Genomic DNA, 15,963 nt, shown 5'->3' with positions numbered 1-15,963 from the left:
TGTCGCTTGGTTTGATAAACTATTACTTGCTAGAAATATTCTTAGCCTCTATCCAGCGTGACATATATTTCTTGGCTGCATACTGCTCTTGGGCCAAGATGCGACCGATAATATTTTGATTTCGATGAAGAGCAATATTTTCAGACAGGTTTCCAATTCGTTGTACGAAAAGCATTTGCGTCTCATTGTCGGCCATCACATTACTTAAAGCCATTGGGATCAGCGCTTGCTTCTCCAACCAATACCCCTCATTCGTATACAATTTCATCGTTTCGGAAACAAAGTTTTCCGATGAATCCGTTACTGCTCCGGGCCAGATTTCTGGATTCATACCTTCTGCACCAACTTTAGAAGTGATAGATGGCGTGCCGGTGATCATGGCATCGACAAACTTGCCTTTCTGTCCGGCACCAAATGGAATCGGCGCCAACAACAGACGATACGATTGCATCGTCAGCCGTGCATTTTCCGCACGACCTTTAATCAAAAAACCTTCTGGTGGCCGATGCAGTTGTTCGACTTTTTGCGAAGCATACGCTCCGTAAATATGTAATTCGGCCTCCGGCAATGTTTGACGGATTTTTGGCCAATAGGTCTTTTTGAGCACTTCTACCGTCTTCCAATTGGGTTCGTGCAAAAAGTTTCCTATAAAAATGAGGTGTTTGCGTTCTTCGAAAGTTGGCAGCAAAGCGCTATCTGCTTCGCTCTTTTTTTCTGCAAAGAAAGGGAGATAATACAATAAGGATTCGTGGACTCGGAATTGGTCGACCAACAACTCGTATTCGCTACGCGAAATAATCAGAGATAGATCACAGCGATAAATGGCCGCTAATTCTCTCATCGCCGTAGGCGAATACAACAACTCATCAGACCAGGAGATCTGCTGGCGATAGGCTTCCTGGCGTGCCAAACGCAGGAAATGCAAATCTTCAGTATCTAAGATGCGAACTGCCTGCGGACAATTCTCGGCCACGCGCCAACCATATTGCTCTTCGATCATAAATCGGTCAAATAGGACAACATCGGGATTCAACTCCCGCAGCAAAGCATCGAACGAGCTATCATTAAGCAAAACGGAATGACATGCGATTCCCATTTCCTCCAAAGGATGACTATGCGGAGATAATGCGGCAGCAGAAGCAAAGTGCACTTCATCGTACTGCTTTAGAAATAAACCCAATAGTTGCAACATCCGCCATCCGGCGGCAGAAGAGGTCGGTTCTGGCCATACTTGGCCAATCACAAATAGCTTGGTACGCTGCATCGCGCAAGTTAGGATATTTAAACGGCGTGTTTTTAATTTTCGTAATTTTGTACAAACGAACAGAGCAATGTTAGGATTAAAATTACTGACAGATCCACGCTGGGCCAACGTGGCGGAGTCTAATCTCGAAGAAATATTGACAGATCACGCGTGGTGTGAGCAAAAAGCAGCTTCAAATGCTATCTCACTTATCACGCAAAACTGCGAATACGAGGATCTCGTACACGAGCTTACCGCAATCGCAATCGAAGAGATGGAACACTTTCAGATGGTGATCGACATCATCAAAGAACGTGGCTACACACTAGGCCGCGAACGGAAAGATGATTACGTGGGTCGTTTGATGAAGTTTTCTAAAAAGGATGGATCCAGAAATCAAGCCTTTATTGATCGCTTGCTTTTTGCGGCCATGATCGAAGCCCGCAGCTGCGAACGTTTCCGTGTCTTGTCTAAGAATCTACAAGACGAGAAATTGGCCAAATTTTATCATGACCTGATGGTTTCCGAAGCCAATCATTATACCACGTTCCTCAACTTCGCACGGAAATACACCGAAGGCACGGATGTCGATAAACGTTGGCAAGAATGGCTCGCATTCGAAGGGGAGTTAATTCAGAGCTACGGCACAAAAGAACAAATACACGGTTAGTAGGCATTTATAAATAAGACGACGCATGGAATTAGGCATTGGCATGTTTGGCGATCTTCAAATAGATCAAAATACGGGGGCAATACAGGCACCGCAACAACGATTACACGAAATTATCGAAGAGATCAAATTGATGGACGAAGTCGGATTGGATTTCTTCGGTATGGGCGAGCACCATCGCCCGGACTACGCAGTAGCTTCGCCCGAAATCATTTTGGCGGCGGCATCTACCGTCACCAAACGGATCAAGTTAGGTAGTGCCGTTTCGGTCATCAGTTCTAGTGATCCAGTCAAATTATATCAGGATTTTGCGACAGTCGATTTATTGTCCAACGGACGTGCCGAACTGATGGCCGGACGCGGATCATTTATCGAATCCTTCCCATTATACGGTTACGACTTGAAAGATTACAGCTCGCTATTCACAGAGAAGCTCAACCTGCTCTTACAGATTAATAACAATGAGACGGTAAACTGGACGGGTAAGCATCGTGCTTCGTTGATCAATCAAGAGATTTACCCTCGTGCAGTCAAAAAGCTGCCTATTTGGGTGGCTGTCGGTGGCACGACAGAATCTGTCATTCGCGCAGGCAAATTGGGTTTACCGGTGATGTTTGCGATTATTGGCGGCACGTATGCGAGTTTTCAATCCTTGTTTGAAGTATATCAACAAGCGTATACTGACAGTGGCCACGATATGGCCAATTTTCAAGTCGGCGTGCACATGCATGCTTTCTTCGGCGAAAATTCCAAGGCGATTGCAGAATGGTATTATCCATTTTATGCAGCACAGATGAATCGCGTAGGCGCATCGCGCGGTTGGCCGCCGTACCAACGCTCGCAATATGATTTTGGCCGCGCCAAACATGGTCATCTTCTGGTGGGCGAAGCCAATGAGATGATTGACAAAATATTAGAAATTCAAGAATCTTTTGGCCTTACCCGCTTTGCTGCGCACATGGATGTCGGAAGCCCGGATCACGCACAGATGATGAAGTCTATTGAAATCTATGGTACGCAGATTATACCGAAAGTAAAAGCAGCTTTAGCGAAATAAAATTCTAGCAAAAATCAGCGTAGCATAATACTATAGTCAACTTAGTATTCCGCGCTGATTTTGCGTTTTCATTCCCATAACATCGCATCAGAACCTTATCACAACATTTTATTAGCATTGCGCCATGGCCATTACGATGCGTATCCCTTCCTTTCGGAATATCGATTTTAAAAATGAAACCTTAGCTGGCCTCACGGTGGCCATGACGATGATCCCTGAATCGCTCTCTTTCGCGATTTTGGCCGGGCTTTCGCCATTGACTGGTTTGTACGCCGCATTCCTGATGGGATTGGTCACCGCTGTCTTAGGCGGCAGGCCAGCCATGGTTTCCGGCGGAGCCGGAGCTACCGTTGTCACCTTAATTGCATTGGCTTCTACCCACGGCGTGGAATATCTTTTTGCCGCCGTTGTTTTGGCGGGATTATTACAATTCGCAGTCGGACTTTTTAAATTAGGGAAATTCGTACGGTTGATTCCACAACCCGTGATGTATGGCTTTCTCAACGGATTAGCCATTATTATCTTTTTATCACAGGTGGAGCAATTCAAAATCTCCGGCAATTCTGGCGAATGGATGAGCGGCACACCCTTGTATACCATGCTTGGATTGACATTGTTGACCATCGCCATTGTGATTGGATTGCCAAAACTGACGAAAGCTGTTCCGGCATCGCTTGTCGCAATATTAGTAGTTTTTGGTTTAGTTACCTATTTCGGAATAGACACCAAAAAAGTGATTGATATTGCTTCGGTCAGCGGCTCTCTGCCAAGCTTTCATATTCCACAAATTCCATTTACGTTGGATACGCTACAGCTCATCTTTCCTTATGCACTGGTAATGGCCGGCGTCGGATTGATTGAGTCGCTCCTAACCCTGAATATGGTTGACGAAATTACCGGTACCAAGGGAAAAGCAAATCGGGAATCCATGGCTCAGGGAACGGCCAATGTGGTCAATGGATTTTTTGGTGGAATGGGCGGTTGCGCCATGGTCGCACAAACTTTGGTCAATCTCAATGCAGGAGCAAAAACCTATATTTCTTCCTTCATCGCAGCAATTACTATTTTGTTCGTTATCCTAGTGGGTAGCCCGGTGATCGAAATGATTCCGATGGCGGCACTGGTTGGTGTGATGATGATGGTGGCGATTTCGACCTTCGAATGGCTTAGCTTTCGCATTATCAATAAATTCCCAAAATCCGACATCTTCGTCGGTATTCTCGTAGCTATCATTACAGTTTTATTGCATAACCTGGCTTTGGCCGTACTCATTGGTGTGGTCATCTCCGCGCTAGTTTTCGCTTGGGACAATGCCAAACGCATCCGCGCACGAAAATATATGGATGATGCCGGAATCAAACATTATGACATTTACGGGCCGCTATTCTTCGGTTCTACGACTGCTTTTTTAGAAAAGTTTGATGTCCACGAAGATCCGGATCGTATCGTCATCGACTTTAAGGAAAGCCGCGTGGTGGATATGTCCGCCATAGACGCGCTGCACAAAATCACCGCACGATACGCCAAGCTCGGCAAGAAAGTTCATCTACGGTCGCTTAGCGCAGATAGCGTTCATTTGCTTTCTAATGCAGCGGGCATCGTGGAAGTCAACATCATGGAAGACCCGACCTACAAGGTGATGCCGAAGAATTAGGGAAATAAGGTCAAGGTTGTGCCTTTACATACTCACTTTTACGAAGTTCATACAGATAATTGAAGCGCGAAGGTTCGCCATAATACGACATTTCCAGTTCGGCTACTTTTGTGGCGCCGAGCCTCGTCACGGCGATTTGAGAACGTAGATTATCGGCACCCACATGAAATCGTACGGTATCTACAAATGGAAATATATAATCCAGCATCATCCTTTTTACGATAGGATTTATTCCCTTTCCCCAATAAGCTGTCGCATAAAAAGTATATCCGACGAATATGCTTTTATTTTCGGCATCATAATCGTAATAGCGCGTGCTCCCGATAATCTTACCGGTCTGCTTTTCTATGATTAGAAATGCACTACCACTCTTCATCGCTCCTTCAAAGAAATTCAGAAAAACCTCTCTCTGCCATCGGTTCTTGTTGGGATGGCCTGCCCAGATCGCCGGATCGCTCGCCGTAGCGTATAAATCCTCGAAATCTCTTTCTGCCAGTGGTCGCAATAGGACCAAATCATTTTCTAATGTTGGTTGTAAATCTAAAGACATCGTTTTCATAGATTTTATTCTTTCCACTTCAATTTCTTCTGTTTCATAGCGTCTTGCCAACCGTATGGGAAAATCGCTAAGTTATTTTCCTCCATCAGCACGATCTTCTCTCTGACAGCATCTTGTATAGTCATCGGCAATTGATAAAATGCGCGATCGAGCGTCGTCACTCTTTCGAAATCTAGGGTTCCATTTTGGTGTCGTATCACTACTTTTTGTCCTTTACAGTAGATCAGAATCTTGATTCGGCCATCTTCGTAACCATTTAGTGCCGATGTACCATAAACCAAGATAGGTTCTACCAGACCATCTACATCACGATCGACAAAATCAACAAACTTGGTCCAAAGTCGAATAGAAGACTCTTCCCCTTGGATTTGATCGTTCACCTCCCATAGCTTTCGCAGCTGACCAGCTTCTTCCAAAAGATGTAGCACTTTAATCTGTGTGTTCAATGTGTCGCCATCCGTAATGATCCGATCATTGCTTTCGGTCATGACCGAATAATTCGCCCCCGTTACATCAGTATATTTATACACCCGAAGAATAGGATAGGTAATACCCAACGATCGGCAGATGGAATCATTCAATAGCGATTTCGTTTCTTCCGCTCTCATGATAGTTGCGGGCATATTGTTTTCCTGTGAAAATAATTGACCAAAACACAACAGAAAAACAAAACCAATCAATAACAGACGCATAAACTATAAATTCTTCAAAGCGAGTAATATCATTAAATATAACTAATTTACCGTATGCAAATACTGTCCGCTTTATTATATTTTCTCGCCCAACATTCTGTGATCGCTATTCTAGTGATCAATCTTATTGGTTTTCTGCTCGTGATCTGGAGATTCAAGATCAGCATTATGGTATTCACCTTTATCCTATCGATGGTCAACTTTTTTGCAGGAAATATCTTGAATGCGTGGTTTCTAGCGAAGTTTGGCACTGATGCGACCGCCATTATTACCTCGGCAGAACAAACCAGTTCGATGATGAATGAGCAGTACATCTGGGAATACGGCGTCGTGATGAAAACGGCCGAAGGCAAAGCGGTAGAAAGTCAGTTTACGACCAGTAATGTGTCCATTTACCCGATCCGTAACAGCATCCTGATCCCAGTGCAGAATCAGGAATTTGTCGTTCGGTATATTCCAGGCTACGAAAAAAATATTGTGATCATGTCAGACGAATCGGAGTACGGCAAGCGTCGTATTAGTAACGACAACTTGAAGGCCGTGGAGAAGGAGAAAACAAAGTATGATTTCAGCCCAGAAACAGATGAGTTTCGTAAAAGCTACATCGAAGCTATGAAGCAGTATATCGAAAATCCAGAGAATGACCTAGATTCGGTAAACATTATGAAGTTCAAAGCTATAATAAGGCATTTGCGGCCGTAAAACTTTTGCGCTCGTAAGACCTGTCTACTTCTAAAATCTACTTAACCGTTAGAAAAGCATTTTCAAAAACACTTTTTTTCGATTATATTGTTTTTTATTTCTTAATATTTAATCATAAGTGTTGAGATATTTCTTAATCCAGTTCAATTTCCGAAAGGGATGAATCACATAACTTTGTATAAACAACAAAGGAAAAGACATGGAAAATAAGATATTAGGACTGCATCATATTACGGCAATAGCTAATCAAGCGAAAAGAAACTTGGACTTTTACACCCGTGTACTGGGCGTTCGTTTGGTCAAAAAAACAGTAAATTTTGATGATCCAGGTACCTATCACTTCTATTTTGGGAATGAAACAGGAGCGCCGGGCACCATACTCACATTCTTCCCTTGGGAAGGCATTGGAAAAGGTATAAACGGAGCAGGACAAGCCACACATATTGGCTATGCGATTAATCCCGAAGCTTATAATTTTTGGAAAAATAGATTAACAGCGAACGATGTATCATTCGAGGAAACAGAAATATTCGGTGAAAAAACACTGGCCTTCCAAGACCCAGACGGTTTGCAATTGCAATTCATTGCACCAAAAACTATAGACAATCGTACCACATGGATAACGGATGAAATTTCCTCTGAAAACGGTTTGAAAGGTTTTCACAACGTTACCTTGACGCTAAAAAATGCCGATCCAACGATCAAAGTCCTCACAGACATTTTAGGATATCGCACCGAAACGCAAGACGGAAATCGCTTTCGATTATCTACCGATGCCATAGAAACAGCTAATATCGTGGATATCATTGCCGACGAAACGATTCCTTACGGACGAGGTGCAGCTGGAACGAATCATCATATTGCGTTTCGTGTAAAAGACGATAATATTTTGATGGACTTTCGTGAAAAAGTACTATTTGCAGGTTTACAAATAACACCGAAAATCGACCGCGATTATTTTTATTCCCTATATTTCCGTGAACCAGGAGGTGTGCTTTTTGAATTGGCGACCGACAATCCTGGATTCACCAAAGATGAAGCATTAGCTGAATTAGGTCTTGATCTCAAATTACCGAAACAGTACGAAGGAATCAGAAGCGATATTGAGGAAAATTTACCAAAATTATAAACATCATTATGGAAAGAACTGAAGTAGTATTAGACGAAAAAAACGGCGGAGAAATACAGTTATTCTCCAACGACAAAAAAGCAGGTAAGATGGACATCGCTATATCCAGAGATTTGTTACGCATTTTTCATACCGAGGTGCGCGATGAGTACGCTGGCAAAGGTTTTGCTAAATTGCTGCTCGAGAAACTGGTATCCTTTGCTCGAGAAAACAGTTTAAAGATCATTCCGATCTGCCCTTTTGTAAATGGACAATTTAAAAAACGTCCCGAAGAATTTGCCGATGTTTGGTATAAACGATAAGATTTAAATGACACATAATTTAGAGATCACGACTGCCGGCGTGCCATTGGGAAATGCGGAGAAAGCGTTGATCATGCTGCACGGTCGGGGCGGCTCAGCACAAGATGTATTGAATCTGTCACAGCATTTGAATGTGGCGGACTTTGCTTTATTGGCACCAAAGGCTACGAATCACACTTGGTATCCGTACTCGTTTATTGCTCCTGTCGATCAAAACGAACCATGGTTGAGCTCGGCACTGGAGATTGTGGCTCACACAGTACAAACAGCTTTGGATAATGGAATAAATGGGGAAAACATTTATTTTTTCGGCTTTTCGCAGGGCGCTTGTTTGACCTTGGAATTTCTGGCCAGAAATGGGCACCGATATGGTGGAGCTGTAGCGATTATTGGTGGTGTGATCGGCGATAAGATAGATCGCAGTAATTACAAAGGTGACTTTGCACAAACACCGATATTCATCGGAACAAGTAACCCAGATATGCACGTTCCTGTAGAGCGAGTGCATGCTTCCGCTAGCATTTTAACAGAAATGAATGCTGATGTAACGGTTAAAGTTTACGATAATTTCGGACATTCGATCAACGAAGAAGAGATTGCATGGGCCAACAAATTAGTTTTCACATAAGATTAATTCGCCCGATTGTTCTGGGCACTTAGATATTTTGCTGTTTTCAAAAACTTTTCCGCAGTATTCGCTGTGGGTAATCTGATGCGGTTTATCCGTTTTCTAGCTATATTTACCTCGTATTGTACCGCAAATTAGCCATTATTGGCTTTTGCCTCATAAATGCGATAACGGATGTTCGTAAAATCAGATTAGATGTTTGAAAATATTGTCCAGAACGTCAGTAAATGGATCACGCTGACCGACGAGGAGATGGCCTCCTTTACCCAACTTTTGGAATGCAAAACTGTTGCCGGTAAAACGATCCTGCTGCGAGCCGGAGAAATCTGTCAATTTGAAGGATATATCCGCAAAGGGTGTGTCCGAATATATTACCTAGATGAGAAAGGCGCCGAGGTTATCTTATCTTTTGCTGCAGAAGACTGGTGGGTGAGTGACATTGCTTCTTTTCACGAACAGAAACCATCCAATTTCTATATCGAAGCGATGGAAGAAACAGAAATGCTCGTCCTGACACCCAAAACAAAAGAAGAGCTGCTTTCCATTTTACCAAAATTCGAACGTGTTTTTCGGATGTTGGTACAACGAAATCTTTCTACGGTGCAAAACAGATTGATAAACACCATTTCCAAAACGGCGACTGAACGCTATCTCGATTTTATTAAATTATACCCAACCGTGCCATTACGCGTGCCGCAGTATTACATTGCTTCTTATTTGGGTATTTCTCCCGAGTTTGTCAGTACGATTAGAAAACGATTGACTGCGAAATAGTCAATCGCTTTCTGTAGCTACATATTCTGTGGAAAGTCATCCTTCCATGGGGTAGCTCTCCAGTCATTTTCCTCCTCTGTAGTTAATAGACAAGCCTCGAGCTGAGCCAAACATTCTACTTTATCCAAATTCTGACCTATAAATACCAATTCGTTTTTGCGATCTTCCCATGCTAAATGCCATCGTGCCAGCAAATCATTTCTTATATCTGCGTAATCTGGATATTGATAACGCACTTCTTCGGGCATGCTGCTCCACCAAGATCCCGCATTTTCTAATCTTAGGCTTCCGCCGGCTTGACTAAAACTAATGGCCGCATCAGGTCTCGAAGCCAACCAGAAAAGTCCTTTCGCGCGGATCACGTTGTTCGGATAATTTTCATTCAGGTAGGTGTACCAACGTTCAGGATGAAATGGTTTTTGCGCGCGAAATACAAAAGAAGAAATGCCATATTCCTCCGTTTCAGGTGTATGCTCATTCTCCAATTCTTTGATCCAACCAGCGGAAGAAGAAGCCGCTTCAAAATTGAAAGCGCCTGTACCGATGATTTCCTGCGGCTTTACTTGTCCAAATTGTGTACGGATAGTTTTGGCTTCAGGATTCAACTTTTTAATCGCCGCTTCTAACACGCCGATTGTTTCGTCAGAAACTAGATCCGATTTGTTGAGTACAATCACATTGGCGAATTCGATCTGGTCGGTGAGCAGATTCACGATGGTTCGATTATCAAAATCATCATCCGTCAGATCGCGATCCACCAATGTTTCGGCGCTGCCAAAATCATTAAAAAAGTTATAACAGTCCACCACCGTTACCATGGTATCGATATAACTAAAGGAAGAAAGATCAATGCCGTTATTCGGATCTACATAGCTAAATGTCTGCGCCACCGGCACCGGCTCTGAAATTCCTGTACTTTCGATGAGCAGATAATCAAAGCGATCTTCTTTCGCCAACCGCTCTACTTCTACCATCAAATCCTCTCGTAGTGTGCAACATATACAACCATTGCTCATCTCTACCAATTTCTCTTCGGTTCGTGAAAGTAAATTCTCTCGTTCTACCGTTTGTGCGTCTACATTTATTTCGCTCATATCGTTGACGATCACGGCCACTTTTAGATTGTCCTTGTTGTGCAAGATGTGATTTAGCAACGTGGTCTTACCTGCTCCCAAAAATCCGCTTAGTACCGTTACCGGCAGTTTCTTATTCATATTACCTATCTATTTATTTCACTTTTTTCTCCTCGACAATACGGGCAAACCATTCTTTGATATGTCGGAGATGATCTTGGCCATATCGGTGGATGAATCGTTGTGTTTCTGGTAGCAATTCATTGTTATAGATAGCCAAGAGTTGCTGGGCAAATACTACGGTCAGTAGGATTCCACATTGTTCTTCGATGCAGAATTTCCAGTCTTCAAAATTTTGTGGAATGACGGCCATATCTCCTTCTTTTGATCAAAGGTAAAACAAAATTTATAAAACGCAACATAGTTGCAATAAAATATTTATTGCATTTTATCCTTATGAAATCACGGTAGGTATAGGTTTTTAATTGGTAATTGGGATACTCAATATCTCGGTAATAGTATATTCGTGTAAGCAGATCAATAGCTTGGCATATAAAACAGCAGACCACTTACCTTACAACAGATAAGTGGTCTACAATGCACTGAACAAGATCGCTTAAAGAGACTTTCGATCTGGAAGATCTAGGAAGTTTTCCCTTTGAGGGAAGCGTAGATCGCTGTCGCGTGTCCATGTCCCAATTCAAACTCTGCTTTTAGCCAATTGGTGACTTCTGTCGCTTTGACTGTTAACACACCATTTTGCAGAAAACCTTTCTCTTCCGCCATTCTTTTAAAGTCCTCCGGTGATTTTCCAGTTTTCTTTTGGACATGATCTAGATACGCTTGAAATGACATAATTAGTGATATTTAAGTGTTAAATCTGCTTCGCAATGTATTGATCTAGGTTTTCGAGCCCCGCCGTGAAACCTTCTTTGAAGCCCATCGCAATTATCTGCTCTAAATCTTTTAAGGATTCGAAGCTCAAGACGCAATTGACAACCGTATGATCTTCTTTTGCTTCAAAACTATTTTCCCATTTGTTGCGCGGTAAGCTCGTGTTTATTTCGCCATGTTCATCACAAAAGCCGTCTAATGCCGAGAAAAATTGTTCTGGTTTTATGGTGATGTAATCCGCTCTCGCCCAATGTTTTTCACTCTCCGGGCCAACCATAGCATACAACCAATAGCCGCCTTCAGTGAAATCCATGGATTTAGTTTGAGCTGTCCACGGTTTTGGCGCCCACCATTGATCCAAAATGTCTGCTTCTGTCCAAGCGGCCCACACCAAATCCACGGGTGCATTAAATGAACGTTCTACTTTGATTTGGTTAAGGTCTTTGTCAACTTCGAAGTTGAATAAAATTGCTTTTTTCATTATCTATTAGATTTAAGTTGTTCCAATACGTTGTCTAACTGATGAAATCGCTGGGTCAATAATTGCTTGAACTGATCCAACCATTTCTCGATATCCTTCACCTTCTCGGCATTCAAATGATAATTTATTTCTCGGCCCTGCTGTTCTTGGCGCACAATATCGCATTCATTCAATATCTGCAGATGTTTAGAAACTGCCTGTCTACTGGAGTTAAAATGTTCTGCAATGGCATTGGGAGTCAGTGCGCCTGCCGTCAATAGCAAAATAATTGCCCGTCTGGTCGGGTCTGCAATCGCTTGAAATACATCTCTTCTACTTTTCATCTTATTTATACACTACCAAGTAATTACAAATATATATGCAATTATTCGGTTGCGTAATTTTTTTTGTACATTTAAGTAATTCTTGCTGTTTAGCAGCAGCAGGCTACTCTACCTGCAAAATTGGTAACATAGATTATAAAGAATACGACGAAAAGTGAAGCGAAAAGTTGACTACCGAGAGGCAGTCTGTTTGAGACCTTCCCAACCTACGCTAGAAAGAATTGGCTGATAGTCTTTTCCTTTGCCGCGACTATATTCTAGAATATAGTCGGCTCCTTTTCTAGAATTGGGATAGGTACTGAGCCAAGAAATGAATAGAAATTTACTTACTCATAGATAAGTGTCGTACCTGATGTAAAGATAGATAGCCACTAACGGACGACAGTATAACCACCATCTGCTATATAATAAGCGCCAGTGACAAACGAAGAATCATCAGAACTTAAGAATAATACCAACTTAGCAATATCCTCAGCCGAACCTAATCTTTTTATGGGGGCTTGTGCAGCAAAATGTTCGAGTAGATCTGGTGTTAAATTTTTCTCTAGCATTGGAGTGAAAATATAACCTGGCCCTACTGCATTACACCGTATATTATCAGCGCCATACTCGACAGCGATGCTTTTGGTTAAACCAACCACTGCATGCTTTGTTGTGACATAAGCAACATTCATTGGCGCAGCCACCATACCATATATTGATGACATATTCACAATGTTTCCACCACCATTTTTGACCATTTGCTCTAACTGGAATCGACAACCAAAAAATACTCCATTCAAATTTACGTCAATGACTTTCTTCCAGCTATCAATATCATGCTCGCCTGTACGTTGACCTACGCCGGCTATTCCGGCATTGTTTATCGCGATATCTAATCTACCAAAATGCGCAACTGCTACCTCAACAAGCTTTTTATTATCTTCTACTTGAGATGTATCTGCTTTTTCGAAAAGAGCCTCGCCACCAGCGGCTTTAATATCATTTACAACAGAACGACCGGCTTCTTCATCGATATCTGCTACGATAACTTTTGCTCCATTGGAACCGAATAATTTTGCTATTGCCTGCCCTATACCCGAGCCTCCACCTGTTACAATTGCTACTTTACCTTCTAATTTTCTCATAAAACTTTATTATAAAATATCCCTATTTAATTAGTAAACTATCATTAATGGAAAATTAAATTATACCCAAAACAATAATATTAATAAATATAACAAAAATTTCTCAATAAGAACTTGAAATCCTATTTAAGAGGAATAAAATAAATCAAAGGATAATAAATAAGGAATCCAACCTCAACACTTGTGCAGATCAACAAACATATGTTCTAATAATATTCAGAAATCAGAAACAGCCTGTTTGAGACCTTCCCAACTTACACTAGAAAGAATTGGCTGATAGTCTTTTCCGTTGCCGCGACTATATTCTATAATATAGTCGGCTCTTTTTCTAGAATCAGGATGCGCCCTCAGCCAACTAAGGTATTCGAGCGCTTTATCAGACAGTTTGTAGAGAAAATCGGCAAATACATGAGGATCCACCTTTGCTTTTAAGAGATAATCGACAGCTTGGATATCGGCTTGCTTTTCTAAATTCCGATCGTAAGCGGACGATGAAAGTAACTTAGCCGACTCTTTCATAATCTCGCCACCAGCATTGCCCGCGGTCACAGAAACCAGTACCGAGAGACCGATTTCTTTCACCAGATTTTTCATGACATGATTTAATTCGATATGCGCTATTTCGTGACAAATTACCCCGATGAGTTCCTCTTGATTACCGACGCAGTCCATAGCGTGAAAAGATTAGTCACGAAGAATTCTACATATTACTAACCCCAGCAAATCCTTCGCAATACAAAACCTCCCTGAGCAATTTAATGCTATTAATACCAAAGTTTATATCTAAATTTCGTTTCAACGAAAAATCACAACCAGAAGAAATATTTGTAAATTACACGCGCATATTTTAATAAAAATAAATCAATTAAGTATTTTAAATACGCATTTTGCATCAGATTTGTAAATAATTTTTAAATTTATCAAATCAACATATTTAGTACCGAAACAGTTTTGAATAATAGATGGGTGGATTTGGATGATTTTGCACTGGTGACTTTAGTCAACGGTGGCGACCAACGCGCCTTCGACGAATTGTTTCTTCGGCATAAAACCGCCCTGTATCGTCATGCCTATCGCATGACAGGTGATACCGAACTGTGTAACGATATTATCCAAGATGTATTCCTGAACATTTGGACCAGACACGCACAATGGAACGTGCACAGCACACCGCTTGCCTATCTTTATCAAGCTGTCCGCCACAGGATATTAGACCATATTAGCCACGAGAAAGTAGTGGCAAAATATATGGACGAACTATTACATTTCCAAAACGAAGGCAACTGTTTCGCGGACGAACAGCTTTTAGAGAAAGATCTTTTTGCACTTATTGAAGAAAAGAAACAGCAGCTACCGCATAGAACCAAAGAAATCTTTGAACTCAACCGCGAACAACACCTTTCTTACAAAGAAATCGCAGAAAAATTACATATCTCAGAGAAAACGGCAAAAAAACAGGTACATAATGCTTTGCGCTACCTGCGTACCAAGCTAGCATTACTGCTTATTCCGATTATTTTAACATTATTTTAATATTACAGTACTCCCTTTCCTTTAGTTCCCCGTCATATGTATAACTAACCGACAGCAATGCCGGGAAAAAACAACCTATGAACATGGATAAAAAGGATATCGAGCAGTTATTAAAACGGTATCGCAACGGAGGGCCTATTACACCAGCGGAAAAGCGCTGGCTAGACAGTTTTTACTTGCATTATGCTCAACGATCTAAGCATCATATTAGTGATGCAGAGTTAGCGGAAAATCTAGCCACTGTGGAAGCCAACATGAAAAAATCGGTTTCTCCCTATCGTGCACCCAATAATAGAGTTCGCTTTGCCGCAGCAGCCACATTACTGTTCGGACTACTTTTGCTTGGCTACTATCTACAAACAAACTATTTCCAAAAAACGGAGATGATACAAATCGCCGGTGGTGAAATGCGAGAAATCATGTTGGAAGATGGCTCGAAAATCACCTTAAATGGATCAAGCAAGCTGATCTACCCAAAATCATTTGAAGATGCTGCAACGCGGGAAGTAACACTGATTGGAGAAGCTTATTTTGATGTGGCAAAAGACGCAGAGAAACCCTTTTTGATTCACACGCCTCGCATGGAAATCCGCGTATTAGGAACCGCTTTCAATGTACGAGATTATCAAGAGGATCAACAGGCCGAAACGTCGCTTATTCGTGGTCAGGTGGAAGTATGGAAAACAGGACAGGAAAAGGAAAAATTCATCTTAAAACCAAAAGAGAAATTCGTACTAGAAAATCCACCTGTTGAAGCAATGAAAGCCATTCGGGAAAAGAATGAACCACACACACTCCCTAACGTCGCGACTAATATTAGACCGATCGCTATTTCTGAAAAAGATGGTCAGTCTACCGAGACAGAATGGATGATCAAACGGGTGACGATTATGGACGAATCGCTCGCCCAGATAGCTCGTAGACTAGAACGCATCTACGGCGTAAAAATCACGATAAAAAATCAAGCAGTTGCAAATCAGGTGTATTCCGCCACCTTCGATAACGAACCGGTGGACGATATACTGCAAGGCTTGCAGGCCGTAGCAGCATTTCGTTATCAAAAAGACACCGCCGGAAACATCAGCATCACGACGCCATAATACAAGAATAATAGCATCTACA

Annotated in this window: 20 protein-coding genes; 10 read left to right on the top strand and 10 right to left on the bottom strand. The window is 42.0% G+C overall.

From position 1 onward, the window contains the following. Window positions 1-22: 22 nt before the first annotated feature. Window positions 23-1,264 carry a glycosyltransferase gene (locus GKO22_RS04560; RefSeq protein ID WP_166332876.1) on the bottom strand — a complete coding sequence of 414 codons (1,242 nt, stop codon included), beginning with the start codon at window positions 1,262-1,264 and terminating at the stop codon, window positions 23-25. 67 nt (window positions 1,265-1,331) lie between these two features. Between GKO22_RS04560 and miaE the strand changes: the two genes are divergently transcribed. The 3 genes from miaE to GKO22_RS04545 all read left to right on the top strand — a co-directional run bounded on the left by miaE (window position 1,332) and on the right by GKO22_RS04545 (window position 4,624). After that, window positions 1,332-1,913, top strand: coding sequence for a tRNA-(ms[2]io[6]A)-hydroxylase (gene miaE, locus GKO22_RS04555; RefSeq protein ID WP_166332875.1), 582 nt, complete (start codon window positions 1,332-1,334; stop codon window positions 1,911-1,913). Between the two features lie 25 nt (window positions 1,914-1,938). After that, window positions 1,939-2,970, top strand: coding sequence for an Atu2307/SP_0267 family LLM class monooxygenase (locus GKO22_RS04550; protein WP_166332874.1), 1,032 nt, complete (start codon window positions 1,939-1,941; stop codon window positions 2,968-2,970). A 124-nt stretch (window positions 2,971-3,094) separates the two neighbouring features. Beyond that, a complete protein-coding gene (locus tag GKO22_RS04545) occupies window positions 3,095-4,624 on the top strand; it encodes a SulP family inorganic anion transporter (RefSeq protein WP_166332873.1) in 1,530 nt (509 codons plus the stop codon). 10 nt (window positions 4,625-4,634) lie between these two features. On the opposite strand, the gene GKO22_RS04540 is transcribed toward GKO22_RS04545, so the two are convergent. Together GKO22_RS04540 and GKO22_RS04535 are read right to left on the bottom strand one after the other, a co-directional pair. After that, a complete protein-coding gene (locus GKO22_RS04540; RefSeq protein ID WP_240920104.1) occupies window positions 4,635-5,183 on the bottom strand; it encodes a GNAT family N-acetyltransferase in 549 nt (182 codons plus the stop codon). A 5-nt stretch (window positions 5,184-5,188) separates the two neighbouring features. Further along, window positions 5,189-5,875, bottom strand: coding sequence for a M949_RS01915 family surface polysaccharide biosynthesis protein (locus tag GKO22_RS04535; protein WP_166332872.1), 687 nt, complete (start codon window positions 5,873-5,875; stop codon window positions 5,189-5,191). Window positions 5,876-5,929: 54 nt separating this feature from the next. Here GKO22_RS04535 and GKO22_RS04530 point away from each other — a divergent pair, with 54 nt between their 5' ends. The 5 genes from GKO22_RS04530 (at window position 5,930) to GKO22_RS04510 (ending at window position 9,410) form a co-directional block, all read left to right on the top strand. Next, window positions 5,930-6,577 (top strand): hypothetical protein, encoded by a 648-nt coding sequence (locus GKO22_RS04530; protein ID WP_166332871.1) that lies wholly within the window; start codon window positions 5,930-5,932, stop codon window positions 6,575-6,577. A 199-nt stretch (window positions 6,578-6,776) separates the two neighbouring features. After that, window positions 6,777-7,706 (top strand): ring-cleaving dioxygenase, encoded by a 930-nt coding sequence (locus tag GKO22_RS04525; RefSeq protein ID WP_166332870.1) that lies wholly within the window; start codon window positions 6,777-6,779, stop codon window positions 7,704-7,706. A gap of 8 nt (window positions 7,707-7,714) precedes the next feature. Then, complete coding sequence (locus GKO22_RS04520; protein ID WP_166332869.1) at window positions 7,715-8,008, top strand: GNAT family N-acetyltransferase; 294 nt, start codon at window positions 7,715-7,717, stop codon at window positions 8,006-8,008. Window positions 8,009-8,015: 7 nt separating this feature from the next. Beyond that, a complete protein-coding gene (locus GKO22_RS04515; protein ID WP_166332868.1) occupies window positions 8,016-8,636 on the top strand; it encodes an alpha/beta hydrolase in 621 nt (206 codons plus the stop codon). 195 nt (window positions 8,637-8,831) lie between these two features. Continuing rightward, on the top strand, window positions 8,832-9,410 hold the full coding sequence (locus GKO22_RS04510) for a Crp/Fnr family transcriptional regulator (RefSeq protein WP_166332867.1): 579 nt from the start codon (window positions 8,832-8,834) through the stop codon (window positions 9,408-9,410). A gap of 17 nt (window positions 9,411-9,427) precedes the next feature. Here the strand turns inward: GKO22_RS04510 and GKO22_RS04505 are convergent, their stop codons facing one another. The 7 genes from GKO22_RS04505 to GKO22_RS04475 form a co-directional block, all read right to left on the bottom strand. Beyond that, window positions 9,428-10,624 (bottom strand): GTP-binding protein, encoded by a 1,197-nt coding sequence (locus GKO22_RS04505; RefSeq protein ID WP_166332866.1) that lies wholly within the window; start codon window positions 10,622-10,624, stop codon window positions 9,428-9,430. A gap of 13 nt (window positions 10,625-10,637) precedes the next feature. Further along, window positions 10,638-10,856, bottom strand: a complete 219-nt coding sequence (locus tag GKO22_RS04500) for a hypothetical protein (RefSeq protein WP_166332865.1) — start codon at window positions 10,854-10,856, stop codon at window positions 10,638-10,640. A 269-nt stretch (window positions 10,857-11,125) separates the two neighbouring features. Continuing rightward, a complete protein-coding gene (locus GKO22_RS04495) occupies window positions 11,126-11,338 on the bottom strand; it encodes a DUF4287 domain-containing protein (RefSeq protein WP_166332864.1) in 213 nt (70 codons plus the stop codon). A gap of 19 nt (window positions 11,339-11,357) precedes the next feature. Next, window positions 11,358-11,858: an SRPBCC family protein gene (locus GKO22_RS04490; RefSeq protein ID WP_166332863.1), complete on the bottom strand. Its 501-nt coding sequence runs from the start codon at window positions 11,856-11,858 to the stop codon at window positions 11,358-11,360. Further along, a complete protein-coding gene (locus GKO22_RS04485) occupies window positions 11,858-12,181 on the bottom strand; it encodes an ArsR/SmtB family transcription factor (protein ID WP_166332862.1) in 324 nt (107 codons plus the stop codon). The genes GKO22_RS04490 and GKO22_RS04485 overlap by 1 nt, the downstream gene beginning before the upstream one ends. A gap of 371 nt (window positions 12,182-12,552) precedes the next feature. Next, the gene (locus GKO22_RS04480; protein ID WP_166332861.1) at window positions 12,553-13,308 is read right to left on the bottom strand and encodes an SDR family NAD(P)-dependent oxidoreductase; all 756 of its coding nucleotides are present in this window, start codon (window positions 13,306-13,308) and stop codon (window positions 12,553-12,555) included. 216 nt (window positions 13,309-13,524) lie between these two features. Next, window positions 13,525-13,980, bottom strand: a complete 456-nt coding sequence (locus tag GKO22_RS04475) for a M48 family metallopeptidase (protein ID WP_166332860.1) — start codon at window positions 13,978-13,980, stop codon at window positions 13,525-13,527. 279 nt (window positions 13,981-14,259) lie between these two features. Here GKO22_RS04475 and GKO22_RS04470 point away from each other — a divergent pair, with 279 nt between their 5' ends. Together GKO22_RS04470 and GKO22_RS04465 are read left to right on the top strand one after the other, a co-directional pair. Next, window positions 14,260-14,841, top strand: coding sequence for an RNA polymerase sigma factor (locus GKO22_RS04470; protein WP_166332859.1), 582 nt, complete (start codon window positions 14,260-14,262; stop codon window positions 14,839-14,841). An 83-nt stretch (window positions 14,842-14,924) separates the two neighbouring features. After that, window positions 14,925-15,941, top strand: coding sequence for a FecR family protein (locus tag GKO22_RS04465; RefSeq protein WP_166332858.1), 1,017 nt, complete (start codon window positions 14,925-14,927; stop codon window positions 15,939-15,941). Window positions 15,942-15,963: the final 22 nt, after the last annotated feature.

Origin of the sequence: Sphingobacterium chungjuense (assembly GCF_011316935.1) — a bacterium.
GTDB classification, from domain to species: domain Bacteria; phylum Bacteroidota; class Bacteroidia; order Sphingobacteriales; family Sphingobacteriaceae; genus Sphingobacterium; species Sphingobacterium chungjuense.
This window is presented reverse-complemented; position numbering and strand designations above follow the sequence as displayed.

What these genes read in the sequence shown, in the direction of transcription:
- GKO22_RS04560 (WP_166332876.1), bottom strand. Translation starts at nt 1,264, where the DNA reads ATGCAGCGTACCAAGCTATTTGTGATTGGCCAAGTATGGCCAGAACCG.
- miaE (WP_166332875.1), top strand. Translation starts at nt 1,332, where the DNA reads ATGTTAGGATTAAAATTACTGACAGATCCACGCTGGGCCAACGTGGCG.
- GKO22_RS04550 (WP_166332874.1), top strand. Translation starts at nt 1,939, where the DNA reads ATGGAATTAGGCATTGGCATGTTTGGCGATCTTCAAATAGATCAAAAT.
- GKO22_RS04545 (WP_166332873.1), top strand. Translation starts at nt 3,095, where the DNA reads ATGGCCATTACGATGCGTATCCCTTCCTTTCGGAATATCGATTTTAAA.
- GKO22_RS04540 (WP_240920104.1), bottom strand. Translation starts at nt 5,183, where the DNA reads ATGAAAACGATGTCTTTAGATTTACAACCAACATTAGAAAATGATTTG.
- GKO22_RS04535 (WP_166332872.1), bottom strand. Translation starts at nt 5,875, where the DNA reads ATGCGTCTGTTATTGATTGGTTTTGTTTTTCTGTTGTGTTTTGGTCAA.
- GKO22_RS04530 (WP_166332871.1), top strand. Translation starts at nt 5,930, where the DNA reads ATGCAAATACTGTCCGCTTTATTATATTTTCTCGCCCAACATTCTGTG.
- GKO22_RS04525 (WP_166332870.1), top strand. Translation starts at nt 6,777, where the DNA reads ATGGAAAATAAGATATTAGGACTGCATCATATTACGGCAATAGCTAAT.
- GKO22_RS04520 (WP_166332869.1), top strand. Translation starts at nt 7,715, where the DNA reads ATGGAAAGAACTGAAGTAGTATTAGACGAAAAAAACGGCGGAGAAATA.
- GKO22_RS04515 (WP_166332868.1), top strand. Translation starts at nt 8,016, where the DNA reads ATGACACATAATTTAGAGATCACGACTGCCGGCGTGCCATTGGGAAAT.
- GKO22_RS04510 (WP_166332867.1), top strand. Translation starts at nt 8,832, where the DNA reads ATGTTTGAAAATATTGTCCAGAACGTCAGTAAATGGATCACGCTGACC.
- GKO22_RS04505 (WP_166332866.1), bottom strand. Translation starts at nt 10,624, where the DNA reads ATGAATAAGAAACTGCCGGTAACGGTACTAAGCGGATTTTTGGGAGCA.
- GKO22_RS04500 (WP_166332865.1), bottom strand. Translation starts at nt 10,856, where the DNA reads ATGGCCGTCATTCCACAAAATTTTGAAGACTGGAAATTCTGCATCGAA.
- GKO22_RS04495 (WP_166332864.1), bottom strand. Translation starts at nt 11,338, where the DNA reads ATGTCATTTCAAGCGTATCTAGATCATGTCCAAAAGAAAACTGGAAAA.
- GKO22_RS04490 (WP_166332863.1), bottom strand. Translation starts at nt 11,858, where the DNA reads ATGAAAAAAGCAATTTTATTCAACTTCGAAGTTGACAAAGACCTTAAC.
- GKO22_RS04485 (WP_166332862.1), bottom strand. Translation starts at nt 12,181, where the DNA reads ATGAAAAGTAGAAGAGATGTATTTCAAGCGATTGCAGACCCGACCAGA.
- GKO22_RS04480 (WP_166332861.1), bottom strand. Translation starts at nt 13,308, where the DNA reads ATGAGAAAATTAGAAGGTAAAGTAGCAATTGTAACAGGTGGAGGCTCG.
- GKO22_RS04475 (WP_166332860.1), bottom strand. Translation starts at nt 13,980, where the DNA reads ATGGACTGCGTCGGTAATCAAGAGGAACTCATCGGGGTAATTTGTCAC.
- GKO22_RS04465 (WP_166332858.1), top strand. Translation starts at nt 14,925, where the DNA reads ATGGATAAAAAGGATATCGAGCAGTTATTAAAACGGTATCGCAACGGA.